The organism is Desertibaculum subflavum (genome assembly GCA_003576705.1).
GTDB classification, from domain to species: domain Bacteria; phylum Pseudomonadota; class Alphaproteobacteria; order Ferrovibrionales; family Ferrovibrionaceae; genus Desertibaculum; species Desertibaculum subflavum.
Genome location: QOZS01000068.1, coordinates 1 through 24802, shown reverse-complemented (window position 1 = coordinate 24802; position 24802 = coordinate 1). Strand labels below are relative to the sequence as shown.

Sequence of the window (24802 nt, the reverse complement as noted above, 5' to 3'; positions counted from 1 at the left end):
GCCGCCCAAGCCGGCCGCCGCGGCAGCCTCCGCTTCGTCGGCCGCCGCCGCGTCGGTCTTCCCGGCCGCGGCGAAGCTCGCCGCCGAGCAGGGCGTCGACACGTCGGCCGTCCCCGGCACCGGCAAGGACGGCCGCGTCACCAAGGGCGACGTGATGGCGGCGATGGAAGCCCGTCCCGCCGCGCCGGCACCGGCCGCGCGCCCGGCGGCGCCGACCGGTCCGCGCCCCTTCGCCGACCGCGAGGAGCGGGTGCGCATGTCGCGGCTGCGCAAGCGCATCGCCGAGCGCCTGAAGGAGGCGCAGAACACCGCCGCCATGCTGACCACCTTCAACGAGGTCGACATGTCGGCGCTGATGGCGGCGCGCAACGGCTACCGCGACGTCTTCGAGAAGAAGCATGGCGTCCGCCTCGGCTTCATGAGCTTCTTCGTCAAGGCGGCGATCGTCGCCTTGAAGGAGCTGCCGGCGGTGAACGGCGAGATCGAGGGCGACGATCTGGTCTACAAGAACTACTACCATATCGGTGTCGCCGTCGGCACGCCGCAGGGCCTGGTGGTGCCGGTGCTGCGCGATGCCGACCGGATGGGCTTCGCCGAGATGGAGAAGAAGATCGGCGATTTCGGCCGCCGCGCCCGCGACGGCAAGCTGACGCTCGACGAACTGCAGGGCGGCACCTTCACCATCTCCAATGGCGGCGTCTACGGCTCGCTGATGTCGACCCCGATCCTGAACCCGCCGCAATCGGCCATCCTCGGCATGCACAAGGTGCAGGACCGGCCGATGGTGATCGGCGGCAAGGTCGAGATCCGGCCGATGATGTATCTCGCGCTGTCCTACGATCACCGCATCGTCGACGGGCGCGAGGCGGTGACGGCGCTGGTCCGGATCAAGGAATGCATCGAGGACCCGCAGCGCATCCTGCTGGACCTCTAGGGCGAAAGGCGCAGCTATGGCGGATCAGAGCTTCGACGTCGTCGTCATCGGCGGCGGTCCCGGCGGCTATGTCTGCGCCATCAAGGCGGCGCAGCTCGGCTTGAAGACGGCCTGCGTCGAGAAGGACGCGACGCTCGGCGGCACCTGCGTCAATGTCGGCTGCATTCCCTCCAAGGCGCTGCTGCAATCCTCGCATCTCTTCGAGGAAGCGGGGCACGGCCTGGCCCAGCACGGCATCAAGGTCGCGGCGCCGGGCCTCGACCTCGCCGCCATGCTGGCGCGCAAGGACAAGGTGGTGCAGCAATCGACCGCCGGCATCGACTTCCTGTTCAAGAAGAACAAGGTGACGCGCATCCAGGGCACCGGCCGCATCGTCAAGGCGGGCGAGGTCGAAGTGACCGCGGCCGACGGCGCGAAGTCGAAGGTGACGGCGAAGCATATCGTCATCGCCACCGGCTCCGAGGTGACGCCGCTGCCGAACGTCGCCATCGACGAGAAGAAGATCGTCTCCTCGACCGGCGCACTGGCGCTGCCGCAGGTGCCGAAGAGCATGGTGGTGGTCGGCGCCGGGGTGATCGGCCTCGAGCTCGGCTCGGTCTGGCGCCGGCTCGGCGCCGAGGTGACGGTGATCGAGTTCCTCGACCGCATCCTGCCCGGCATGGACGGCGAGGTGGCGAAGCAGATGCAGCGCACCTTGACGCGCCAGGGCATGAAGTTCCGCCTGAGCGCCAAGGTGACGGGCGCGAAGAGCGGCGCAAGCGGCGTCGCGCTTTCGGTGGAGCCCGTGAACGGCGGCGCGGCCGAGGAAGTGAAGGCCGATATCGTGCTGGTCGCCATCGGCCGCCGCCCTTACACCAACGGCCTCGGCCTGAAGGAGGCCGGAATCGCCATCGACAACCGCGGCCGCGTGGTCACCGACGGCCATTTCGCGACCTCCGTATCCGGCATCTGGGCGATCGGCGATGTGATCGAAGGCCCGATGCTGGCGCACAAGTCGGAGCACGAGGGCGTCGCCTGCGCCGAGCTGATCGCCGGCCAGAAGCCGGTGGTCAATCACGATGTCATTCCCGGCGTGGTCTATACCTGGCCCGAAGTTGCCGCGGTCGGCCGCACCGAGGAGGAACTCAAGGCGGCCGGCATCGCCTACAAGGCCGGCAAGTTCCCGTTCTCGGCCAATGGCCGGGCCCGCGCCAATGCCGATGCCGAGGGCTTCGTGAAGGTGCTGGCCGATGCCAGGACCGACCGCCTGCTCGGCGCCCATGTGGTCGGCCCGATGGCCGGCGAGCTGATCCACGAATTCGCCATGGGCATGGTGTTCGGCGCCTCGTCGGAGGATATCGGCCGCATCTGCCATGCGCATCCGACCCTGGCCGAGGCGGTCAAGGAAGCCTCGTTGATGGTGACCGGCCGGCAGGTCAATCTCTGACGCCGTAGCCGGCGGGCGAACACGCATCAGGGGAGGGGCGGGCATGCCGACATCAGAAGCCGTCAATCCGGGCGCCGCCACCGCCGTGGCCACGGCCCGCGCCGTTCGGGACGGGGCCATCTCCGCGCTGGAGGCCTGCGACGCGGCGATCGCGCGCATCGAACGATCGGACGGCGCGATCAACGCCGTCGTGGTGCGTGATTTCGAGCGCGCCCGCGCCGCCGCCAAGGCGCTCGACGCGCGGCGGGAGAGCGTCGCCGCGCTGCCGCTCTGCGGCGTGCCGATGACGGTGAAGGAATCGAACGACGTCGCCGGTCTGCCGACGACCTGGGGCATCGCCGCTTTCAAGGATCTGCCGATCCGCGAGGACGCCGTCGCCGTGGCGCGGCTCAAGGCGGCCGGCGCCGTCATCCTCGGCAAGACCAACGCGCCGGTGGCGCTGGCCGACTGGCAGGCGGCCAATCCGATCTACGGGCGCACCGTGAACCCGCATGACCATGCGCGCTCGCCGGGGGGCTCGTCCGGCGGCGCCGCGGCCGCATTGGCGGCCGGCATGGTGCCGCTCGAGCTCGGCTCCGATATCGGCGGCTCGATCCGCGTGCCGGCGCATATGTGCGGCGTCTACGGCCACAAGCCGACTTATGGCATCGTGCCGTTGAAGGGCCATGGCTTCCCCGGCACCGACGGAATCGAGGTGCCGCTCGCGGTCGTCGGCCCGATGGCGCGCAGCGCCGAGGACCTGTCGGTCGCCCTCGATGTCCTGGCGGGTCCGATGCCGGGCAGCGGCTATCGCCTGGACCTCCCGCCGCCGCGTCATCGCGCCCTGTCGGAATACCGGGTGCTTGTGCTTGACGCGCATCCCGTCGCGCCGACCGACGCCGCCGTCCGTGACGCGGTGAACGGGCTGGCGGAGCGACTGGCGCGGTCCGGTGCGCGGGTGGTGCGCAAGGCGAGCGATCTCCCCGATCTCGCCGCGGCGCACGGCGCCTATACCGGGATGCTGATGGCGATCACCACGCGCGGCGCGCCGGGGGCCACGCCGATCGACGCGCATGCCTGGATGGAGCTGCAGGACGAGCAGATGCGCGTTGCGCGGCGCTGGGGCGCCGTGTTCGCCGAGGTGGATGTCGTGCTGGCGCCGCCCTTCGGCGTGCCCGCCTTCCCGCACGAGGACACTCCCGATTGGGCGGCGCGCACGCTCACGGTCGATGGCGAGGCCACCCGCTACGGCGCCCAGATCGGCTGGCCGGGTGTCGCCACCTTCCCCGGCCTGCCCGCCACCTGCATGCCCGTCGCCAAATCCAGGGAGGGCTTGCCGATCGGCGTGCAGATCATCGCCGGCATGTTCGAGGATCGCACAGCGATCGCCTTCGCGGGCCTGCTGCAGCGCGAGGGGCTGGCGGGATAGCGTTCGCCCTCAGCCGGCCAGCGGCATCCACACGCTGATCGTGGTGCCGCGGCCGAGCTCGCTCTCGATCTCCAGCCGGCCGCCCTGCAGCTCCGCCAGCGCCTTGGAGATGGCCAGCCCGAGGCCGGAGCCATGCGTCGCCCGCGTCAGCGCATTGGCGACCTGCTCGAATGGCCTGGCCAGCCGCGGGATGTCGGCCTTGGGAATGCCGACGCCCGAATCGACGACCGAGATGTGCAGGAACTCGCCGTCGATGCTGGCATCGAGCGAGACTTCGCCGTGCTCCGGCGTGAACTTGATGGCGTTGGAGAGCAGGTTGAACAGGATCTGGCGCAGCGCGCGACGATCGGCGCGGATCCGCGGCGTCTCATGCGTGATCGAGGTATGCAGCTCGATTTCCTTGCGCTGCGCCTCGACCATCATCAGGCGCACCACGTCCTCGGTGATGCTGGTCGGCGCGATGTCCTCGATCGCGACGACGAACTTTCCGGTCTCGATCCGCGACATGTCCAGCACGTCGTTGATCAGCTCCAGGAGGTGCATGCCGCTCGAATGGATGTCGGTCGCGTATTCGCGGTAGCGGTCGGAGCCGAGCGGGCCGTAGATCTCGTTCTTGAGCAGTTCCGAAAAGCCGATCACCGCATTGAGCGGCGTGCGCAGCTCGTGGCTCATATTGGCGAGGAACGACGATTTCGCGCGGTTGGCGCTCTCGGCCAGCTCCTTGGCGTGGCGCAGTTCCGCTTCGTGCCGCCGCGAGGCGGTGACGTCGGCGCGGATGCCGACCCAGCCGCCGCCCTCGGTCGGGAAGTTCCGCATGACGATGATGCGCCCGTCGGGCAGGGTGACCTCGTCGGTCCACGGCACGTCGCGCAGCGAATCGGCGTTCGCCGAGACCGGGCTCTGGTCGAACCGAAGCCCGGCGCCCTGGGCGGCCGATCTCAGTTCGCTCACATGCTTGCCGCGCAGCTCGCCCAGCGACCGGAGATGCGGGAACATCGCGACGAAGCTTTGATTGTAGGCGCTGAGCCGCCAATCCGGCCCGTAGATCACGATGGCGTCGCCGAGCGCCTCCAGCGCGTTGCGCAGCATGGTCTGGGCTGTGCTGGCGCGGCGCTCGGCCTGGACCAGGGGCGTGATGTCGCGGCCCATGCCGCGATAGCCCATGAACCGGCCGTCGGCGTCGTGGACCGGCTTGCCGCTGATCGAGACCATGTACTCCGCGCCGTCCGGGCTGCGCCGCAGCAGGCGGAAGTCGTCGAACGGTCGCCGGGCCGACAGATCGTCGCGGTGACGCGCCCAGGCCTCAGGGCTGGTTACACCGGCATTCGCATCCCAGGGCGTCTTGCCCATAAGGTCTGTCGAATCGATCCGATTGATGCCGTCCCGGCGCTTGGCGATGAAAGTGAAACGCAGATCGGCATCCTGCTCCCAGTACCAGTCGGACGCGGCCAGCGTGAGATCCTCGAACCGGGCCTGCTCGGCGGCGAAGCGGCGCGACGCGGCGATGCGCTGCGCGGCCGCGCCGATAGCGGTGGCCAGAATGGCCAGTATGTCGGCCTCGCCATCGCCGAAGCTGCGGCCGGCGTCGGCATCCTCGATGCCGATCACGCCCCAGATTTCATTTCCGCTGCGGATCGGAAGGACCAGCGTGGCGCCATTTGTGCCCAGCGCGGCGCGAAGGCCCTCGGGACAGGCGCCGACGGGGCCCTGCAGGGGCAGCGAGCGCTGCAACTGGTCGAACAATGCCTCGTGTCCGTCGCGCCGCACCACGAAGGCATGGCTTGCGCCCGTCGCGGCGGCGAGGCGCGGCAGCTCGTCGACCAGGCTTCGGTCCAGATCCTCGGTGACGGCGAAGGCTTCCAGGCCCGTTCGCAGGGCGCGGTGCGCGGCGGCGAGGTCGAGCGCAGGGCGCTGCTCCGGGTTGCGCCGCTGCGCGCCCGTCCGATGAATCGCACGGACCTCAGACACCGAATGCGCCCCCGCTGCTACAATACGATCGCCATCAGGCATTCGCCGCGTCGCGGCGGCCGCCTACAGGGTAATGTGTCATCAGAAACATACAAAGGTTAAAGGGCGATGAGTGTTGCGACCGCCCGGGGAGGGGTGTTCTACGGCTGGATCGTGGTGGCCGCTGCGGCGGCGGTCCTGCTGGTCGTTTTCGGCATGGCCTACAGCTTTGCCGCGTTCTTTCCTGCCCTGGCGGCGGAATTCGGCGCCACCCGCGGCGACACCTCGCTGGTCTTCGCCTTGGCGGGGTTCCTTTATTTCGGCATCGGTGGCATCAGCGGTGCGATGGCCGACCGCTTCGGCCCCCGGCCCATCGTCGTTGCCGGTATCCTGCTGGTCGCCGTAGCGCTGGCGCTGACGGGGCTCGCCGCGAAGCTGTGGCAGGTCTATGCGCTCTACGGGCTGGGTCTCGGAATCGGCATCGGGCTCGCCTATGTGCCGGCGATCGGGGCGGTGCAGCGCTGGTTCGTCCGCCAGCGCGGGCTTGCTTCGGGCATCGCGGTGTCGGGCATCGGCGTCGGCACCTTGCTGGCGCCGCCGGTGGCCAGCGCACTGATCGAGGCGTATGGCTGGCGTGGTGCCTATCTCGGCCTCGCCGTCATCGCCGCCGTGGTCGGTCTCGGCGCCGCGCTGCTGATCGAAGCGAATCCGGCCGCGCGCGGGCTCGGGCCCGATGGCGATCCGCCGCTGCCGCACGCCGCCGCGATGGCAGCGGGGCCGAGCCTTCGCGATGCGTTGGCGACGCTGGCCTTCCGACGGCTCTATCTCTCGGCCGTGTTGGTCTCGTTCAGCATCTTCATACCCTTCGTGCATCTCGCGGCCTATGCCCGCGATGCCGGGCATGGCGAGGCGGTCGCCGTCTGGCTCGTCGGCCTGATCGGGCTGGGCAGCCTGGGCGGCCGCTTCCTGGTCGGATTCCTGGCCGACCGGCTGGGCCGCAAGCCGGCCATGGCGCTCTGCTTTCTCGGCATCGCGGCGATGATGCTGCTGTGGTGGTCCACCACCGCGATCGCCCTGCTGGCGGTGTTCGCGCTCGTCTTCGGCAGCTGCTATGGCGGCTTCGTCGCGCTGGCGCCGGCGCTGGCCGCCGATCACTTCGCCGGCCGCAGCATCACGGCGATCATCGGCGTCTACTACTCGGCGGTCGCCTTCGGCACGCTGCTCGGGCCGACGCTCGCCGGCTACGCCTACGACTTCGCCGGCTCCTACGACCTGCCCATCCTCGCCAGCGCCGCGCTCAGCCTCGCCGGCGCCGCCGTGGTCATGCGCCTGCCGGCCCGCCGCGCCTGACCGCTACCGGCCGAAGGGATATTGCGGTGTCGGCGGCTGCACCGGCTGCGCCGGCATCGGGACGATCATCGGTGTCGGCGGCGGTACGAAGGGCTGCGGTGCCGGCGGGTTGCGGCCGGCGATGCGGCGATCGATCTCGCTCACGCCGATGAAGCCGCCCCGGTTGGACGGCGGCAGGCCGAAGATCTGCACCGGTCCCGCCGGCCCGGCGGCGCGCGCGTACTGGCCAGGCGACAGCACGACCGGCTGCGCCGCCTGCAGCGGCTGCATCAGCACGCTGCCATCGAACACCAGAACGTCGGTCACGCCGCCGGGATAGACCAGCACCGCAAAATCGGTGCCGCGCACGCCGATGGTCACCGACGGGGTGAACACGCGCACGCCGTCCTTCGCCATCCGGCCGGTGATGAAGCGCATGCTGCCGCGCGCCAGGCGGATCGCCACCTGGCCGCGGTTCGACGCCGGATCGAACACATAGGCGTCGAGCACGACATTCGAATCCGGGCCGACCCGGAAGGTCGTGTCGTCGGCGAACAGCATGCCGACGGCGGCGTCGGTCAGCGTCTCGATGCGTTCGTCCTGCGCCAGGCCGGCGCGCAGCGTAACCGGCGCGCGCTGTCCGGCGGGCGGCGTGCGAAAGGCGGTGGCGTACACCTCCCGCACCGTGCCGATGTCGCCCGCCTGCGCCGCCGATACGGCAGCAAACGCCAGGGCGGCGGCGACCACAAGGTTTCTACCGCACCGCAGCATGGATATTCCGCGCATGGGACGGATGTTAGAACGCCCCGAACGGCCCGGCTGTGCCGGCGCGCACCAATCTCGCGAATCGGGTCAGGTTCGCTTAACCGTATTGCTGCCGCACTCTGTCACGAACTCGGTCTAAAATCGGGCGGAGCATGCGGCGCGCCGGCCAATGCCGTGGCAACGACAAAGAGGGTGGAGATGCGTCAGTCGAGGCGGGAGCAGGCCAATCAGCGGGCTGGCGAAGTGACGGCGCAGCTGCGCCAGCGACTGGGCGGCACGGCCGCGCCGGTGCTCGGCTTCGCCGAGCGTTTCTTCGAGCGGCTGGCCCCGGAGGACGTGCTCGGCCGTCCGGTCGAGACGCTGTACGGCGCCGTGCTCAGCCTGTGGAAGCTGGCCGAGCGCCGGCCGCCGCGGACGGCGGTCGTCCGCGCCTACAACCCCCGGGTCGATCGCGACGGCTGGACCTGCCGCCACACCGTGCTCGCCATCGTCAACGACGACATGCCGTTCCTGGTCGATTCGGTGACCATGGCGCTGCAATCGCTCGGGCTCGGCATCCATCTTCTGGTGCATCCGGTGGCGCGCATCGCGCGCGACGCGGAGGGACGGCGCCAGGAGGCCGGCGAGCCGCGCCCCGAATCGTTGATGCATATCGAGGTCGACGAACAGACCGATCCGGAGGCGCTCGGCCGCGTCGAAGCGGCCATCGGCGAGGCGCTCGGGGATGTGCGCGCCTCGGTCGAGGATTGGCGGCCGATGCTCGCCAAGCTCGACGAGGCGCTGGCCGATATCGCCGCCAATCCGCCGCCGCTCGGCGGCGACGAGATCGAGGAATCGATCGCGCTGCTGCGCTGGATGGCCGACAACCATTTCACGTTCCTCGGTTACCGCGAGTACGTGCACTTCATCGACGCGGCCGAGCGGCCGATGAGCATCGTCGCCGGTTCCGGTCTCGGCATCATGCGCGACCCCGAGCGGCGGGTGATGGTCGGCCTCGACGGCTTCTCGCCGTCGACGCCGGAAGCGATGAATTTTCTGTCGCGACGCGAGTTGCTGATCATCACCAAGGCGAATGCCCGTTCGCTGGTGCACCGGCCGGCGCTGCTCGACTATGTCGGCATCCGGCGCTTCGACGCGGCGGGCAATGTGGTGGGCGAGGGGCGCTTCGTCGGCCTGTTCACGTCCGCCGCCTATAACCGCAACCCGCGCGACATTCCCCTGCTGCGGCGCAAGGTCAAGCGCACCCTGGAGCGCGCGGGGCTGGAGCCGCAGAGCCACGACGGCAAGGCGCTGCTCAACATCCTGGAGACCTTCCCGCGCGAGGAGCTGTTCCAGATCGGCGAACAGGAGCTTCACGACATCGCGCATGGCATCCTGCTGCTTTACCAGCGTCCGCGCATCGGCGTGTTCCCCCGGCGTGACGAGTTCGGCCGCTACGTCTCCATCCTCGTCTTCGCGCCGCGCGACCGCTACGACACGGCACTCCGCATGCGCTTCGGCGCCATCCTGGAGGAATCCTTCGGCGGCAAGCTGACGAGCTTCCACACCCAGATGGGCGGCGACGACCCGCTGGCGCGCATTCAGTTCACCGTGGCGCTGCCGCCGGGCAGCGCGGCCGATGTCGATCCCGCCGAGATCGAGGCGCGCCTCGTCGCCGCCGCGCGCTCCTGGGCCGACGGCCTCGCCGCGGCGCTGACCGAGGCGCATGGCGAAGAGGTCGGCGTCCGGCTGTTCGGCCGCTACGGCGCCGCCTTCCCGGCCGGCTATCGCGACCGCTTCGACGCCCAGATGGCGCTGGCCGATATCGGTAAGGTCGAGGCGGTGCTGGCCGGCGAACTCGGCCTCGGCGTCAATCTCTATCGCCCGCTGGAAGCGAGCGAGCGCGAGATGCGCTTCAAGCTCTATCGCCGCGGCAGCCCGGTGGCGCTGTCGGACTGCCTGCCGATGCTGGAGCATATCGGCTTCCGCGTGCTGACCGAGGAACCGTTCCAGGTACGGCCGGCGGACGACCGGCCGGAAGTCTGGCTGCACGACTTCAGGCTCGAGACGACCGCGCCGCAGGCCGACATCGCCGGATTGAAGGATCGCCTGGAGCAGGCCTTCCTGCGGATCTGGACCGGCGAGATGGAGGATGACGGCTTCAACCGCCTGGTGCTGCTCGCCGGCCTCGACTGGCGCGAGGTCGGCATCCTCCGGACCTATGGCAAGTATCTGCGGCAGACCGGCATCGCGTTCAGTCAGGCCTATATCGAGGACGCGCTGGCACATAATCCCGGCATCGCACGCCTGCTGGTCGACCTGTTCCACGGCCTGTTCGATCCGGCCCAGGCGGCGCAGTCCGACCTGATCGCGACGCGCAGCGATGTCGCGATCGAGCAGGCGCTGGAGGCGGTGACGAGCCTGGACGAGGACCGCATCCTGCGCCGGCTGCTCAACGCGATCGCCGCGACCTTGCGCACCAACTTCTACTGCAAAGGCGCCGATGGCGGGCCGAAGGACTGCCTCGCCGTCAAGCTGGACAGCCGCGCGATCGACGAGCTGCCGCTGCCCCGGCCCTTCGTCGAGGTCTTCGTCTATTCGCCGCGGGTCGAGGCGATCCACCTGCGCGGCGGCAAGGTGGCGCGCGGCGGCATCCGCTGGTCGGACCGGCGCGAGGATTTCCGTACCGAGGTGCTGGGCCTGATGAAGGCGCAGATGGTGAAGAACGCAGTCATCGTGCCGGTCGGCGCCAAGGGTGGCTTCTTTCCCAAGCGGGCACCGGCGGAGCAGGGCCGCGAGGCGGTGCTGGCCGACGCGATCGAATGCTACAAGACCTTCGTCCGCGGCCTGCTCGACATCACCGACAACCGCCAGGGGCAGGCCATTGTGCCGCCGGCGGATGTGGTGCGGCGCGACGGCGACGATCCCTATCTCGTCGTCGCCGCCGACAAGGGCACGGCCACCTTCTCCGACATCGCCAACGGCGTCGCCGCCGAGTATGGCTTCTGGCTCGGCGACGCCTTCGCCTCCGGCGGCTCGGCCGGCTACGACCACAAGAAGATGGGCATCACCGCCCGCGGCGCCTGGGAGCTGGTGAAGCGGCATTTCCGGGAGATGGGTCGCGACATCCAGGCCCAGCCATTTACCGCCGTCGGCGTCGGCGACATGTCGGGCGACGTGTTCGGCAACGGCATGCTGCAATCGCCGCATACGCACCTGATCGCCGCCTTCGACCACCGCCACGTCTTCATCGATCCGGCACCGGACGCGGCGCGCAGCTACCAGGAGCGCAAGCGCCTGTTCGAGCTCGCGCGTTCCTCCTGGGCGGATTACGACGCGGCGCTGATCTCCAAGGGCGGCGGCGTGTTCGACCGCAAGGCGAAATCGGTCAAGCTGTCGCTCGAGGCGCGCCGCGCCCTCGACATCGAATCGGAGACGTTGACGCCGAACGAGCTGATCCGCGCCATCCTAATGGCGAATGTCGATCTCCTGTTCAACGGCGGCATCGGCACCTATGTGAAGGCCTCGACCGAGAGCCATGCCGAGGTCGGCGACCGGGCCAATGATGCGGTCCGTATCGACGGGCGCGACATCCGCGCCAAGGTGGTGGGCGAGGGCGGTAATCTCGGCCTCACCCAGCGCGGCCGCATCGAATACGCGCTGAGGGGCGGCCGCATCAACACCGACGCGATCGACAATTCCGCCGGCGTCGACTGCTCCGACCACGAGGTCAACATCAAGATCCTGGTCGATGCCGTGGTCGCCGACGGCGAGCTGACGGCGAAGCAGCGCGAGCGGCTGCTGGCGGAGATGACCGACGAGGTCGGCGAGCTGGTGCTGCGCGACAACTACCTGCAGGGCCAGGCGCTCTCGGTCGCCGAGGCGCAGGGCGCGCGGTCGCTGCCGCTGCTCGGCCGGTTCATGCGCGGGCTCGAGCGGCGCGGCCGGCTCGACCGCACGGTCGAGTTCCTGCCCGACAATCCCGCCATCACCAAGCGCCAGCAGGACGGCCACGCGATGACCCGGCCCGAGCTCGCCGTGCTGTTGGCCTATGCCAAGATGGCGCTGTACGACGCGCTGCTGGACAGCGATCTGCCGGAAGACGGCTATTTCGCCGCCGATCTCACTCGCTATTTCCCGCGCCCGCTGCGCAAGCGGGTCCCCGATGCCATCGCCCGGCATCGCCTGCGCCGCGAGATCATCGCGACCTCGGTCGCCAACTCGATCATCAACCGCGCCGGCGTCACGTTCGTGCAGGAGATCCAGGACGAGATCGAGGCGACCGCCGGCGACATCGCCCGCGCCTATGTGGCGGCGCGTGAGATCTTTGCGCTGCGCCCGCTCTGGAACGCGGTGGAGACGCTCGACAATCAGGTGCCGGCGAGCGCGCAGATCGCCGTGCTCGGCGCCACCGCGGCGCTTCTCCGCAAGGCGACGCTTCGCCTGCTCGCCCGCCGCGAGGGCCATGCCGACATCGTGCGCAGCCTGGACGCCTACGGTCCCGGTATCGCGAACCTGCGCCAGCATCTCGACCAGGTGGTGGCATCCGGCGCGGCGGAGAGCGTGGCGGTGCAGGGTGCCAGCCTCGCCGCCCAGGGCCTGCCGCCCGATCTCGCCCGCGCCGTCGCCGGCTTCCCGCTGCTGGTCGCCGGCCTCGACGTGATCGACGCCGCCCGCGAGGCGGGCCAGCCGGTCGAGCGCGCGGCTCGCATCCACTACGCGATCGGCGCCGATCTCGGTCTCGACTGGCTGCGCCAGGCGGCGGAGGCGAGCGAGACCGCCGATCCCTGGCAGCGCTTGGCGGCGTCCGCCGCGGTCGACGAGCTGGAGACGCGCCATCGCGCGCTCACCGCGGCGGTGCTGCGCCAGGCCAATGGCCTGGATCCCGATGCCGCGGTCAAATCATGGCTCGGCAACCAGGGCGCCGGTCTCGACCGCCTGCGCCAGATCGTCGCCGAGTTCAGGACCGGCGCCACCGTCGATGCGGCGCGGCTCGCCATCGCCAACCGCGCGGTGCGTTCGCTCGGGGCTTAGTCGCGGCTCGGCTGCGGCGCCAGGGCGTCCGCGCCGCCGCCCTGGCGGCGCGCATCGGCGTCGGGCAGATAGTCGAGACGGAGCAGCAGCGTGCGCTGGCAGCCGACCGGCTCCGCGGCGCTGCCGGCCGCGCAGGGCTTCTGCCAGTCGGCATCGGCGTTATCGTCGGATAGCAGCCAGATCGCCGCGCCGCCCGGTATCGGCGCCGTGGCGATGCCCTCGAAGTTGTCGAGCAGCAGGCGCGGCTGCGGCAATCCCTTGCCTTCGCTGCGCGAGAAGATGGTTTTCGGCTCGATCCCCGCCCGCAGCTCGGCGAGATTGGTGAGCGCGAGCCGCACATGCATCACGTCGTCGCGCTCGAAGCGGCGTTCCAGGATGACGAAGGCATCGGTGCCGATCGGCAGCCGGGCGATGCCCGCGATCTCGTAGCAGGTCTCGCCGCCCTTTCCGTCGGCCGCCTGGCTCGCAAACCGCTGCAGCGGATAGCGCATGTCCTCCCATTCGGTCGGCCGCTCGATCTCGCCCCAGGCCTTGCGGCTGACCCAGGCCTTGGTGGCGCCGCATTGGCTGTTGGGCGGGCGGTAGTAGTAGTTCTCGCTGAACACCACCACGCGGTCGCCGTCGAGCACCGTCAGCCCCTCCGGGCCGCGATCCGGCGGCTGGAACTGCAGGTCGACCGGCACCGGCTTCGGCACCAGCGGGGCGCCGGCCAGGCCTTGCCCTTCCGCCTCCTTGCCGGCGGGATAGAGGCGGATGCGATGCGCCCGGCGGCTGGCGCGCTCCTCGCCGTCGCATTTTTCGCCGCATTCGAAGCCGACCAGCCAGCTGCCGTCCGCGAGCCGGCCCATACTCTCCGGCGCATCCTGCTCGCGCCGCTCCTTGTCGGAGACCAGCTTGCCCTGGCCGTCGCAGCGCATATCGCCGATCGTGGCGCGGAGATCGTCCAGCGTGCCGTCCGGCTTTTGCGTGAGCGGCGCGACCATCCACTTGCCGTTGTCGGACACAGCTTTCAGCTCGCTGCCATCCGGCGCGATCCAGAGCGCGGACCAGCAGCAGAAATGACCGTCATCGGCGTCGGCGGTCAGGCGCGCCGCGTATTTCAGCGCGATGCCGGGCGGCATCTCGATACCGGTGGCCGGGATCGCGGTGGCGGCGACGGCGATCTGCTTTGCATTGCCGACCGGCCCCTTCAGCTTCTGCTTGAGCAGCTTCGCATCGAGCGTCGTGGAATCGTTGACGCCGATGCATTCCACGTCCGTCTGTGCCCCGGCGGGCAGCGCCAAGGCCCAGGACCAGGCAAAGACGATAGCCAGCATCGGCAGAAGCGGCTTGCCACGCATCCATGCGCCTCCCATCGGCGGAGCTTCCGCGCAAGATACCGGCCTCGGACCGCGGCACAACCGGTTCGCACGGCCGATCCGCTCAATTCTTCGCGGCGGGTCGGGCCAAGGATCTGCGCAAGGGCGCAGCGCCGGCTATTCTGGGCCCGATTCGCCGGGAGGGTGGCATGACCGGGTCAGGTGACGGGGGCGGCCGGCTCGGGCGTTTCGGCTGGGCGATGTTCGACTGGGCCAACCAGCCGCTGTTCACCCTGATCTCGACCTTCATTTTCGGGCCGTATTTCGCCGCCACCGTGGTCGGCAACCCGGTCGAAGGGCAGGCCCTCTGGGGCTATGCGCAATCGATGGCCGGGCTGATGATCGCCGTGCTGAGTCCGGTCCTCGGCGCCATCGCCGACCAGACCGGGCCGCGCAAGCCCTGGATCGCGGCCTTTCAGGTCGTCTGCATCGTGGCCTCGGCATTGCTCTGGTTCGCCGTGCCGAACGCGCCGACGGGGACCTTGCTGCTCGTCATGCTGGCCGTGGTCGCGCTCACCGTCGGTGCCGAATGCTCCATCGTGTTCAACAACGCCATGCTGCCGGGCCTGGTGCCCAAGGACCGCATCGGCCGGCTGTCGGGCAGCGCCTGGGCGCTCGGCTATCTCGGCGGCCTGGTCACGCTCGGCATCATCCTCGGCGGCTTCTCGCTGCCGGAACAGCCGCTGTTCGGCCTGGACAAGTCGACGCACGAACATGCCCGCATCGTCGGTCCGTTCACGGCCGTGTGGATCATGCTGTTCATAGCGCCGCTCTTCCTGTTCACGCCGGACACGCCGCGCCGCACGCGCGACTATGACGAGGCCATGCGCAAGGGCCTCAAGGCGCTGGTGGCGACGCTGCGCGAACTGCGCCATTACCGCAACATCCTGATCTTCCTGCTCGGCCGCATGGCCTCCTATGACGGTCTGAACGCGCTGTTCGTGTTCGGCGGCATCTATGCGGCGGGCATCTTCGGCTGGTCGATCACCGAGCTTGGGCTGTTCGGCATCCTGCTCAATGTTATCGCCGCCATCGGCGCCTTCCTGGGCGGCCGCGCCGACGATCGCTTCGGCTCCAAGATCACCATCCAGGTGGCGACGGTCGGCCTGATGGTCGCCGCCTTCGGCATCGTCTCAATGACGCGGGACAGCGTGTTCTTCAGCATCGCGGTCGACGGCCCGAACCCGAATGACGGGCTGTTCGCCAGCACCGCCGAGCGCATCTTCCTGGTCTTCGGCGTCATCATCGGGGCCTGCGGCGGCCCGATGCAGGCGGCCAGCCGCACCATGATGGCACGACTTTCCCCGCCCGAGATGATCGGCGAGTTCTACGGTCTGCACGCCCTGTCGGGCAAGGCGACGGCCTTTCTGGCGCCGGCCGTCATTGCCGCGCTGACCCAGCTGTCGGACAGCCAGCGCGTCGGCATCGCCTCCATTCTGGCGTTTCTCGCCGTCGGCTTCGCGCTGACCATGCTGGTCCGCGAGGAACAGGCGACCAAGCTCGGCCCTGCCTGATTCTCAACCCAGTCTGATTCTCAACCGAGCCTGACCGCAGTGCCCGTGGCGGTCACCATCAGCATGGAGCCGTTCTGGCCGACCGTCTCGTAGTCGAGGTCGACGCCGACCACCGCATGGGCGCCGAGCCGCTCGGCCTCGGCGATCATCTCGCCGATTGCCGTCTCGCGCGCATCACGCAGCACGTTCTCGTAGGCGCCGGCCCGCCCGCCGACGAAGTCGCGGATCGAGGCGAACAGATCGCGGAACACGTTGGCGCCCAGGATCGCCTGGCCGCTGACCAGTCCGTGATAGCTGAGGATGCGCCGGCCCTCGATGCTGGGCGTGGTGGTGACCACGATGTTGCCCTGCGGCGGTTGGCCGGCAGTGCTTCCAGCATTGTTCCACGGGCTCGACATCGGCGGCGGCTCCCTCAGGCGGCTTCGGCGACGCGGCCCTTTCCCCGGGCCGAGGCTGCCTCTAATACCACGGCCTGAGGAAAGATCCTGCCGCATGCCCTGGCTCGTCGCCGGCCTCGCCCTTCTGGCCGTTCTGATCCTGATGCTGCCGCTCAAGCGCTGGCTGGAGCGGCGCGCCGTGCTCGACCGGCCGAACCCGCGGTCGAGCCATGCGGCGCCGGTGCCGCGCGGCGCCGGGCTGGTGGTCGTGCCGGTCGCCGTGGCGGCCTGGGTGGCGCTCAATCGAGGCGCCGGCCCGGACGTGGTGGCGGCCTCGCTCGCGCTGCTGCTGGCGGCCATCAGCTGGCTCGACGATCTGCGCGGGCTCGGCGTGGTGCTTCGCCTCACGGTGCAGGTCGCCGTCGTCGGGTCGGCGCTGGCATTGCTGCCCCCCGATGCGCTGGTCTTTCAGGGCGCCTTGCCGTTGCCGGCGGATCGCGCGGCCTCGTTCGTTCTGTGGCTCTGGTTCATCAATCTCTACAACTTCATGGACGGCATCGATGGCTTGAGCGGCGTCGCCACCACGACCGTCGGCGCCGGCGCGGCGCTTGCGCTTGCGATCGGCGGACGCGGCGACGGGCTCGTCTTCGAGGCGCTGGTGCTGGCCGCGGTGGCGATCGGCTTCCTCGCCTGGAACCGGCCGCCGGCACGTATTTTCCTCGGCGATGTGGGCAGTATCGGTCTCGGCTTCCTGGTCGGTTGGGTGCTGCTCAGGCTCGCCATCGACGGCTTCTGGGCCGCTGCGCTGCTGCTGCCGCTCTATCACCTCGGCGATGCGACCTTGACGCTGGCGCTGCGGCTCGCGCGCGGCGACCGCGTCTGGATTGCGGGCCGGGCGCATTTCTACCAGCGCGGTGCCGTGGCCCTCGGCGGCCATGCGCCGGTGCTGGGCCGGATTCTCGCGGCGAAGCTCCTGTTGGTCGCGCTGGCCGCCGTCACCGCGGCGGCGCCGGCGCTTGCCTGGCCGGCGCTCGCGGCCGGCAGCCTTATCGTGCTGGCGATGTTGTGGTATCTCGCCCAGGCCGCGCGCAGGGTGGGCGATGCTGCTTGATGAATTCCGCCAGTTCCGCCGTCGCTTCGATCGCCGGGTCGCGACGGTCATGGCGCATGACACGGTCATGGCGGCGGTCGCCTTCGAGGTCGCGATCGCCGTGGCCTATCAGCGCCTCGACCATCCCGTCGGGCCGTTCGAGTTCTGGCAGGGCACGCTCGGCTTCGCGGCGATCAGCCTGGCGGTGTTCTTCCTCACCGGCCTTTATCGCGGGCTCTGGCATTTCGCTTCCTGGCGCGACCTCGCCGCCATTGCCCGCGCCGTCAGCCTGGCGATCCTCGTCTTCCTGCCTGTCGCCTTCGTGGCCACGCGCCTGGCCGACCTGCCGCGCTCGGCCTTGCTGCTGCTCTGGCCGATCCTGGTCGTTCTGCTGGCCGGGCCCAGGCTGCTCTACCGCGCTTACAAGGACGGCAATCTCAGGCTGGTCTTCGACCGCCGGTCGGGCGAGCGCGTGCCGATCCTGCTGCTCGGCACCGACGCCGGCGCCGCCGCCTTCATTGCCGCGCTGGATCGCCGTCGCGTCGCGTCCTGGCGCATCGTCGGCCTGATCGATCCGCGCGCCCGCGATATCGGCCGCGACATTCACGGCGTGCGCATTCTGGGCGGCCTCGACGATCTCGGCCGGGTGGTGGCGCAGCTGGCGGCGCGCGGCGTGCGGCCGGAAAAGCTCGTCATCACCACGCCCCTGGTCCGCGGTGCCGAGGCGCGCCGGCTGCTCGACCAGGCGGATCGTCTCGGCCTCGCGCTGGCGCGCAGCCCGGCGCCGACCGAGCTGCAGGGGCGCGACGGCGCCGCCGAAATCCGTCCCATCGATGTGGAGGACCTGCTCGGCCGACCACGGCGCGAGCTCGATCGCGCCGCCATGCAGGCGCTGATTGCCGGTCGGCGCGTCCTGGTCACCGGCGCCGGCGGCACTATCGGTTCGGAGCTCTGCCGCCAGATCTCGGGCCTCGGCCCGGCCGGTCTCGCGCTGGTCGATAACGGCGAATACAACCTCTACGCCATCGACCTCGAACTGGCCGAGGCGGCGCCGGCGCTGCCGCGTCGCGCCCATCTCGCCGATGTGCGCGACCGCGCGCGGCTCGCCGGCATCTTCCAGGTGGAACGGCCGGAACTCGTGTTCCACGCCGCCGCCTTCAAGCACGTGCCGCTGGTCGAGGACAATCCGGCCGAGGGCACGCTCTCCAACGTGCTCGGCACCCGCAATGTCGCCGATCTCGCGCAGGAGATCGGCGCCGCGGCCATGGTGCTGATCTCGACCGACAAGGCGGTGGCGCCGGCCAGCGTGATGGGTGCCAGCAAACGCGTGGCCGAGCTCTATTGCCAGGCGCTCGACATCAAGGCGGCGGCGAAGGGCGGCACGCGCTTCGTCGTCGTGCGCTTCGGCAACGTGCTGGGCTCGGCCGGCTCCGTCGTGCCCTTGTTCCAGCGGCAGCTGGCGCGCGGCGGCCCGCTCACGGTCACCGATCCGGAAGCGACTCGTTTCTTCATGACCACCGGCGAGGCGGTGGAGCTGACCCTGCTTGCCTCCGCGCTCGGCCCGCAAAGCGAGGCCCGCGGCAAGATCTTCGTGCTCGACATGGGCGAGCCGGTCAGGATCGCCGACCTGGCACGGCAAATGATCCGCCTCGCCGGCAAGGTGCCGGAGCGCGAGATCGGCATCGTCTATACCGGCCTGCGGCCTGGCGAGAAGCTGCACGAGACGCTCGAGGATCAGGACGAACCGATGAGCCGCACGAAAGTGGAAGGCATCCTGCTCGCCGCGCCGCGGGTGATCGAGCATGCCCTGCTGACGCCTCTGATCGAACAGCTCACGGTGGCCGCCCGCGCGGGGCTCGCGGAAGAGACGAAAGGACTCCTCCATCGCATCGTCCCGGGCTATACCGCCCCCGTCGGCGACGCCCGCGCCGCGGGCTCGCAGAGCTGAAGAAACCGCCACTTCCCAGGCCAGCAGACCATGACCGACCGTCCCGTGCGCCGCGCGTTGATTTCCGTTTCCGACAAGTCCGGATTGGTGGAATTGGGCCGATTCCTGGCCGAACGGGGCGTCGAGATCCTGTCCACCGGCGGCTCGGCCAAGGCGCTTGCCGATGCCGGCGTGAAGGTGCGCGAAGTGGCCGACTACACCGGCTTCCCGGAGATGCTGGACGGGCGGGTGAAGACTCTGCATCCGAAGGTGCATGGCGGGCTGCTCGGCCGCCGCGACCTTGCGTCGCACCGGGACGCGATGTCGAAGCACGCGATCGGCGAGATCGACCTGCTCTGCGTCAACCTCTACCCGTTCGAAGCCACGGTCGCCAAGGGTGCCGGTTTCGACGAGGCGATCGAGAACATCGACATCGGCGGCCCGGCGATGATCCGCTCGGCGGCGAAGAATCACGACGGCGTGGTGGTGATTGTCGATCCGACGGACTACGCGCCGCTTCGGAAGGAGATGACGGAGAAGGGCGGCGCGACCGGCCTCGACTTCCGCCGCCGCCTCGCGGCGAAGGCCTATGCCCGTACCGGCGCCTATGACGCGGCGATCTCGCGCTGGTTCGCCGACCAGCTCGGCGAGGCTTTCCCGGAGCGCGTCGTGCTCGCGGGCGAGCGCAAGGAACTGCTCCGCTACGGCGAGAACCCGCACCAGCAGGCCGCCTACTATGCCGCGCCGCCGCTGCGTCACGGCATCGCCACCGCGCGCCAGGTGCAGGGCAAGGCGCTGTCCTACAACAACCTGAACGATACCGACGCGGCCTTTGAGCTGGTCGCCGAGTTCGATCCGAAGGAAAGCGCGGCGGTCGCCATCATCAAGCATGCCAATCCCTGCGGCGTGGCCCGGGGCGCAAGCCTCGCGGACGCCTATCGCAAGGCGCTGGCCTGCGATCCGGTCAGCGCCTTCGGCGGCATCATCGCCGCCAACCGCATCCTCGATGCCGAGACGGCGACGCTGTTCGCCGACATCTTCACCGAGGTGATCATCGCGCCGGACGCCACGCCGGAAGCGCAGGCCATCGTGGCTAAGAAGAAGAATCTCCGACTGCTGCTCACCGGCGGCGTGCCCGATCCGGCGGCGCCGGGCGTCACCTTCCGCTCGCTCGCCAGTGGTTTCCTCATGCAGAGCCGCGATTCGGGCCGTGTCGCCAAGGCGGCGCTCAAGGTCGTCACCAAGCGGGCGCCGTCCGCGGCCGAGCTCGACGATCTGCTGTTCGCGTTCCGGGTGGCGAAGCACGTCAAGTCGAATGCCATCGTCTATGCGAAGAACCTCGCCACCGTCGGCATCGGCGCCGGCCAGATGAGCCGTGTGGATTCGTCCCGCATCGCCGCCCGCAAGGCGGAGGATGCGGCCAGGGCGGCGGGCGAACAGGGCTCCTGGGCCAAGGGCTCGGTGGTCGCCTCCGACGCTTTCTTCCCCTTCGCCGACGGCCTGCTGGCGGCGGCGGAGGCGGGCGCCACGGCGGTGATCCAGCCCGGCGGCTCGATCCGCGACGACGAGGTGATCGCCGCCGCCGACGAAGCTGGCCTCGCCATGGTCCTCACCGGCATGCGCCACTTCCGGCACTGACGGCCGAGGGCGTTACGCCTCCTTACGCAGCGCCCATTTGACGACCGTCTCCTCGCCGTCGGTGCGGCCGGAGAGGACGAGCTGTTCGGTGCGGCGCGGCGGGCCGTTCTGGCCGAGATAGACGCTTTCCTCGAGGCCGAGCTCGGCGCCGCTGATGCGCAGGCGGAAGCCCATGCCGTCGAGGCGGAGCAGCGCGGCGCGGCCGTCCGCGGTGCGCTGGGCATGCACGCCCGGATGCAGGTGGAAGCGCACGGCGAAGCGCTTGCCGGCGCCGGCCGCGCCGATCAGCCGGTCCTCGCCGCGGATGTCGTCGCCGTCCGGATCGACATACAGCCGGCGGTGATGCAACAGGCCGAAGCGCGCGAGATAGCCGTCATGCCGCGCTTCCAGCCATAGGCCGCCGGCCGATTCGTTCCGCTCCAGCGCGATGTTCGGCGGCGCGCCCGCCTGGCGCCCTTCGGCGTCGAGCTCGATCGAGGCCGCGTCCTCGACCGTCAGGGTCGAATGCGCCGCGGTGGCGCGCAGCGCGCGGTTCCAGTCGCCGCCCACGCGCTCGCTGGCGCCGCAATTGACGATCACCCGGTGCCGCCCGATCGACAGCTCGAAGGCGAGCGGGCTCGCATGCGCGGCGATGCCGGGCGCCGCGGTGCCGGTATCCATGATGGCGATGGTGCGCTTGACCGCCAGCCGCTCGAAGCCGCCATAGGGCAGGCTCGCCGGCGCCTTGCCGGCCGCGTCGGCCTTGCCGAGCGCGACTTCGATCTCGGCCGCCGTTGCTTCCTTGCCGCCGTGGAACAGCGCCAGCCCGCCATCGCCGTGGCGGAAGAAGCGGATCGCCGGGGCCAGCCGGTCGATGCCGTTGCGCAGCACTTCCGGCACGTCCTGCGCCGCGCCGATCAGCGCCTCGCGCGCCGCCACCAGGTCGCGCAGCACGGCGAGATGCAAGCTCGGATTGCGCGAGACATGGGTGCCGTCGGTCAGGATCTGCGCCGCGATCTCGCGCTCCAGCAGCGCGAGGCCGCTGCGCAGCATGGGCCCGCTGTCGGGCAGTGCGATGCCGGCGATGACCAGCGCGCTGCCCACCGCGATGCGCCCCGCGCCCGGCTCGGCTGCCGAAGACGTCCAGCGCAGCAACCGCGCCTGGGCGTTGATGCTGCGCAGCAGCGCCAGGACGAAGCCCTCTTCGGCATCCTCGACCAGGAAGTGGAAGTGGCCGATGAAGGCCATCAGCCGCCGCGCGACGACCGGGGCTGCGAAGGCGATGCCGGTCGCCTGCGGATGCAGCGAGATCCAGGATCCGACCAGGCCGCGCGCATGCCGCCTCGCGGTGTCGCCGCCGGCCGCGGCAAAGTGGCGGAGCCAGGCCATGCCCTCCAGCCGCGCGATGAAGGCGGGGCCGACATCGCGCGGATGCCAGGGCGGCTGGTTCGGCGCGCGCACTTCCTCGCCGGCGAAGCGGAACCGGCCCTGGAAGATCTGGTCGGCTTCCGCGGCGTCGCCGGGCCAGGGATCGGCCGGCGTCGCCGCCAGCGCATGCGGCGGGTGGCGGTCGATCAGCCAGCGATAGACGGGCGTCGTGGCGACTGCGGCGACAAGAGCGCGGGGCAGGGCCACGTCGGCGCTCATGGTCCCGCGCGCAGCCGCGCGATATTGCCGGCATAGGCGGCCGGCCCGCCGCCGAAGCTCGCCGTGCCGGCGACCAGCACGTCGGCGCCGGCCTTGACGGCGAGCTTCGCCGTCTCCGCCGTGATGCCGCCATCGACTTCGAGGTCGATCTCGCGTCCCGACGCATCGATCGCGGCGCGCAGCCGGGCGATCTTGTCGAGCTGCGAGGCGATGAAGCTCTGGCCGCCGAAGCCGGGATTGACGCTCATCACCAGCACCAGGTCGACCATGTCGAGCACGGCGAGCGCCGCCTCGACCGGCGTCGCCGGATTGAGCGAGACGCCGGCCTTCTTGCCGAGCGCGCGGATCGATTGCAGCGAGCGGTGCAGATGCGGCCCGGCCTCGGGATGCACGGTCAGGATGTCGGCGCCGGCCTCGGCGAATTGCGGGAGATACGGATCGACCGGCGAGATCATCAGGTGCACGTCGAAGATCTTCTTCGAATGCGGGCGCAGCGCCTTCACCACCGCGGGCCCGATGGTGAGGTTCGGCACGAAATGCCCGTCCATCACGTCGACATGGATGTAGTCGGCGCCCGCGGCGTCGATCGCGCGCACCTCCTCGCCCAGGCGCGCGAAATCGGCAGAGAGGATCGAGGGCGCGATTCGCACCGGCTTCTGCATGCGCCGTTGCTATCAGCTTGCGCCCGCCATCACAAGGAAGCGCCTTCCTGCCAGGGCGCGCGCGATGCATGGTGAGTTGCCGCAACCGGAGCCTCTCGATCATGCCGCAGCACCATGTCGTCCCGTCCAGCCCCGAGACCTGCCACTGGGGCTATTTCGACGCGGCGCTGCCGCCGGTGGTCACCATCCGCTCCGGCGACCGGGTGACTTATCAGTGCCTCTCCGGCGGGCCGGACGAGCTGCCGCCGGCGCCGTTCGAGGTGCTGCCGGAGCACCGCCTGGTGCATCAGCGGCTGCAGCCCAAGCTCGGCGCGCACATCCTGACCGGGCCGGTCGCGGTGGAAGGGGCGGAGCCGGGCGATTCGCTCGAGATCCGCATCGCCGAAATCGAGCTGCGCTGCGACTGGGGCTGGAACGTGATGCGGCCCTGGCGCGGCACCTTGCCGGAGGATTTCCCGTATACCCGCCGGCTCACCATCCCGATCGACCGCGCCGCCCGCACGGCGGCTTTGCCCTGGGGTGTCACCCTGTCGCTTAAGCCGTTCTTCGGCGTGATCGGCGTGGCGCCGCCGGCCGCCTGGGGACCGCAGAGCTCGATCGAGCCGCGCGCCTTCGGGGGCAATATCGACCTGAAGGAGCTGACCGCCGGATCGACCCTGCATCTGCCGGTGTTCGAACCGGGTGGCCTGCTCTCGGTCGGCGACGGCCATGCGGCACAGGGCGATGGCGAGGTGAATCTGACCGCGCTCGAAACCTGCCTGTCCGGCACCTTCGAGATCCACCTGCGCAAAGGCAGCGGCCTCGCGTTTCCGCGCGCCGAGACGCCGACGCACTGGATCACTCTCGGCCTCGATCCGGATCTCGACGATGCCGCCAAGCAGGCGCTGCGCGAGATGATCAAGCTGCTCGGTGAGCTCGCCCAGATGTCGCCGGCGGATGCCTATGCCTTCTGCTCGCTCGCCTGCGATCTCCGCGTCACCCAGCTGGTGGACGGCAACAAGGGCGTCCACGCCATGATGGAAAAACAACTTATCCGCGTGTGATTTCGCCGGCGCGAACGGCGATGCCATTGCGACTCGACCGTCCGCGCTCACCATTTGGGCACCGGCGGCGGAAGGCGACCGACGGGCGAAGCGCCGGCGACTCGACGGAAATCGAGGCTTTCCGGCAGCCCGCCGGAAGCCGCCGGGAAGGCCGCGCGCAAAGCAGGCACGTCCCGCTACTTTTTGCGGCGCACCGTCGTGTTGCGATGCAGCAATTCTCCTGTTAGCAACTAATCACTTAGATGTAACTCATTGAGACACAAGGCGCGACAATCCGTCGCCCGGGCACCGCACCGCAAAAAATCTCTTGTGTCGTTGTGCGTCGCAGCATATAAAGGTGTCGCCTCATTCGAGGCGTTTCCTCCCTAAACCAACTAGGGCTGCCCTCACCGGCAGCCCTTTTTTTTATGGCCGGAACCGGGCTATTGGTGGGGCACGGAACACCTCGGCGGGTTGAGCGGATGGCGCGGCGGACGCGCAAGCAGGCTTGGTCGGCGCGCGCGCGACGCTGGCGCAACGATATTGCGCGGGTGGCGGCCCAGGGGGTCGACTGGCGGATCGGTGCCGCGGCGGTGGTGGCCTTCGCGCTGGGGCTCGGCGTCGGCATCGGCCTCGCGCCTGACAGCAACCAGCCGCGGCAGGTCGCCGGGCTGACGCCGGTGCCGCCGCCGCTGCCGGGACGGCCGGCGCCCTCATCCCTCCCGGCGCCGCGGCGCGAGCTGCCGCCCGAGGCGATCGCGCCGGC

Annotated in this window: 16 protein-coding genes and 1 pseudogene; 11 read left to right on the top strand and 6 right to left on the bottom strand. The window is 69.9% G+C overall.

The window, feature by feature from the left end; all coding sequences use genetic code 11:
• From odhB to DT074_RS24590, 3 genes are all read left to right on the top strand, one after another.
• On the top strand, positions 1–934 hold a 934-nt coding region (gene odhB / locus DT074_RS24600), incomplete at its 5' end, for a 2-oxoglutarate dehydrogenase complex dihydrolipoyllysine-residue succinyltransferase (protein WP_119422512.1).
• A gap of 16 nt (positions 935–950) precedes the next feature.
• The gene (gene lpdA, locus DT074_RS24595; RefSeq protein ID WP_119422511.1) at positions 951–2360 is read left to right on the top strand and encodes a dihydrolipoyl dehydrogenase; all 1410 of its coding nucleotides are present in this window, start codon (positions 951–953) and stop codon (positions 2358–2360) included.
• 43 nt (positions 2361–2403) lie between these two features.
• Positions 2404–3768: an amidase family protein gene (locus tag DT074_RS24590; RefSeq protein ID WP_119422510.1), complete on the top strand. Its 1365-nt coding sequence runs from the start codon at positions 2404–2406 to the stop codon at positions 3766–3768.
• Positions 3769–3777: 9 nt separating this feature from the next.
• On the opposite strand, the gene DT074_RS24585 is transcribed toward DT074_RS24590, so the two are convergent.
• Positions 3778–5736: a sensor histidine kinase gene (locus DT074_RS24585; protein ID WP_119422509.1), complete on the bottom strand. Its 1959-nt coding sequence runs from the start codon at positions 5734–5736 to the stop codon at positions 3778–3780.
• Between the two features lie 108 nt (positions 5737–5844).
• Between DT074_RS24585 and DT074_RS24580 the strand changes: the two genes are divergently transcribed.
• On the top strand, positions 5845–7065 hold the full coding sequence (locus DT074_RS24580) for an MFS transporter (protein ID WP_119422508.1): 1221 nt from the start codon (positions 5845–5847) through the stop codon (positions 7063–7065).
• Between the two features lie 3 nt (positions 7066–7068).
• On the opposite strand, the gene DT074_RS24575 is transcribed toward DT074_RS24580, so the two are convergent.
• Positions 7069–7791, bottom strand: a complete 723-nt coding sequence (locus DT074_RS24575; RefSeq protein ID WP_162915183.1) for a FecR family protein — start codon at positions 7789–7791, stop codon at positions 7069–7071.
• Between the two features lie 216 nt (positions 7792–8007).
• Between DT074_RS24575 and DT074_RS24570 the strand changes: the two genes are divergently transcribed.
• On the top strand, positions 8008–12822 hold the full coding sequence (locus DT074_RS24570; protein ID WP_119422506.1) for an NAD-glutamate dehydrogenase: 4815 nt from the start codon (positions 8008–8010) through the stop codon (positions 12820–12822).
• Here DT074_RS24570 and DT074_RS24565 read toward each other — a convergent pair.
• Entirely contained in the window at positions 12819–14162 is a 1344-nt protein-coding gene (locus tag DT074_RS24565) for an esterase-like activity of phytase family protein (protein WP_162915182.1), read from the bottom strand. The two genes, DT074_RS24570 and DT074_RS24565, sit on opposite strands and share 4 nt — an antisense overlap.
• 167 nt (positions 14163–14329) lie before the next feature.
• Between DT074_RS24565 and DT074_RS24560 the strand changes: the two genes are divergently transcribed.
• Positions 14330–15694, top strand: coding sequence for an MFS transporter (locus DT074_RS24560; RefSeq protein WP_119422504.1), 1365 nt, complete (start codon positions 14330–14332; stop codon positions 15692–15694).
• Positions 15695–15714: 20 nt separating this feature from the next.
• Here the strand turns inward: DT074_RS24560 and DT074_RS24555 are convergent, their stop codons facing one another.
• Positions 15715–16035: a heavy metal-binding domain-containing protein gene (locus DT074_RS24555; protein WP_119422515.1), complete on the bottom strand. Its 321-nt coding sequence runs from the start codon at positions 16033–16035 to the stop codon at positions 15715–15717.
• A gap of 151 nt (positions 16036–16186) precedes the next feature.
• On the opposite strand from DT074_RS24555, the gene DT074_RS24550 reads away from it, so the two are divergent.
• From DT074_RS24550 to purH, 3 genes are read left to right on the top strand one after another with little or no spacing between them, the layout of a single operon-like run.
• On the top strand, positions 16187–17182 hold the full coding sequence (locus DT074_RS24550) for an MraY family glycosyltransferase (RefSeq protein WP_162915181.1): 996 nt from the start codon (positions 16187–16189) through the stop codon (positions 17180–17182).
• The gene (locus DT074_RS24545) at positions 17172–19109 is read left to right on the top strand and encodes a polysaccharide biosynthesis protein (RefSeq protein WP_368744888.1); all 1938 of its coding nucleotides are present in this window, start codon (positions 17172–17174) and stop codon (positions 19107–19109) included. The genes DT074_RS24550 and DT074_RS24545 overlap by 11 nt, the downstream gene beginning before the upstream one ends.
• Positions 19110–19139: 30 nt before the next feature.
• On the top strand, positions 19140–20726 hold the full coding sequence (gene purH, locus DT074_RS24540) for a bifunctional phosphoribosylaminoimidazolecarboxamide formyltransferase/IMP cyclohydrolase (protein WP_119422502.1): 1587 nt from the start codon (positions 19140–19142) through the stop codon (positions 20724–20726).
• A gap of 12 nt (positions 20727–20738) precedes the next feature.
• On the opposite strand, the gene DT074_RS24535 is transcribed toward purH, so the two are convergent.
• Together DT074_RS24535 and rpe are read right to left on the bottom strand one after the other, a co-directional pair.
• Positions 20739–22352, bottom strand: coding sequence for a heparinase II/III family protein (locus tag DT074_RS24535; protein ID WP_119422501.1), 1614 nt, complete (start codon positions 22350–22352; stop codon positions 20739–20741).
• The gene (gene rpe, locus DT074_RS24530) at positions 22349–23014 is read right to left on the bottom strand and encodes a ribulose-phosphate 3-epimerase (protein WP_119422500.1); all 666 of its coding nucleotides are present in this window, start codon (positions 23012–23014) and stop codon (positions 22349–22351) included. The genes DT074_RS24535 and rpe overlap by 4 nt, the downstream gene beginning before the upstream one ends.
• A 101-nt stretch (positions 23015–23115) precedes the next feature.
• Between rpe and DT074_RS24525 the strand changes: the two genes are divergently transcribed.
• Together DT074_RS24525 and DT074_RS24520 are read left to right on the top strand one after the other, a co-directional pair.
• Entirely contained in the window at positions 23116–24057 is a 942-nt protein-coding gene (locus DT074_RS24525; RefSeq protein WP_119422513.1) for an acetamidase/formamidase family protein, read from the top strand.
• Positions 24058–24518: 461 nt separating this feature from the next.
• A pseudogene (locus DT074_RS24520) lies at positions 24519–24802 on the top strand (hypothetical protein); the annotation flags it as partial.

Coding starts and splice junctions, on each gene's coding strand:
- lpdA (WP_119422511.1), top strand. CDS start 951: ATGGCGGATCAGAGCTTCGACGTCGTCGTCATCGGCGGCGGTCCCGGC.
- DT074_RS24590 (WP_119422510.1), top strand. CDS start 2,404: ATGCCGACATCAGAAGCCGTCAATCCGGGCGCCGCCACCGCCGTGGCC.
- DT074_RS24580 (WP_119422508.1), top strand. CDS start 5,845: ATGAGTGTTGCGACCGCCCGGGGAGGGGTGTTCTACGGCTGGATCGTG.
- DT074_RS24570 (WP_119422506.1), top strand. CDS start 8,008: ATGCGTCAGTCGAGGCGGGAGCAGGCCAATCAGCGGGCTGGCGAAGTG.
- DT074_RS24565 (WP_162915182.1), bottom strand. CDS start 14,162: ATGCGTGGCAAGCCGCTTCTGCCGATGCTGGCTATCGTCTTTGCCTGG.
- DT074_RS24560 (WP_119422504.1), top strand. CDS start 14,330: ATGACCGGGTCAGGTGACGGGGGCGGCCGGCTCGGGCGTTTCGGCTGG.
- DT074_RS24550 (WP_162915181.1), top strand. CDS start 16,187: ATGCCCTGGCTCGTCGCCGGCCTCGCCCTTCTGGCCGTTCTGATCCTG.
- DT074_RS24545 (WP_368744888.1), top strand. CDS start 17,172: ATGCTGCTTGATGAATTCCGCCAGTTCCGCCGTCGCTTCGATCGCCGG.
- purH (WP_119422502.1), top strand. CDS start 19,140: ATGACCGACCGTCCCGTGCGCCGCGCGTTGATTTCCGTTTCCGACAAG.
- DT074_RS24535 (WP_119422501.1), bottom strand. CDS start 22,352: ATGAGCGCCGACGTGGCCCTGCCCCGCGCTCTTGTCGCCGCAGTCGCC.
- rpe (WP_119422500.1), bottom strand. CDS start 23,014: ATGCAGAAGCCGGTGCGAATCGCGCCCTCGATCCTCTCTGCCGATTTC.
- DT074_RS24525 (WP_119422513.1), top strand. CDS start 23,116: ATGCCGCAGCACCATGTCGTCCCGTCCAGCCCCGAGACCTGCCACTGG.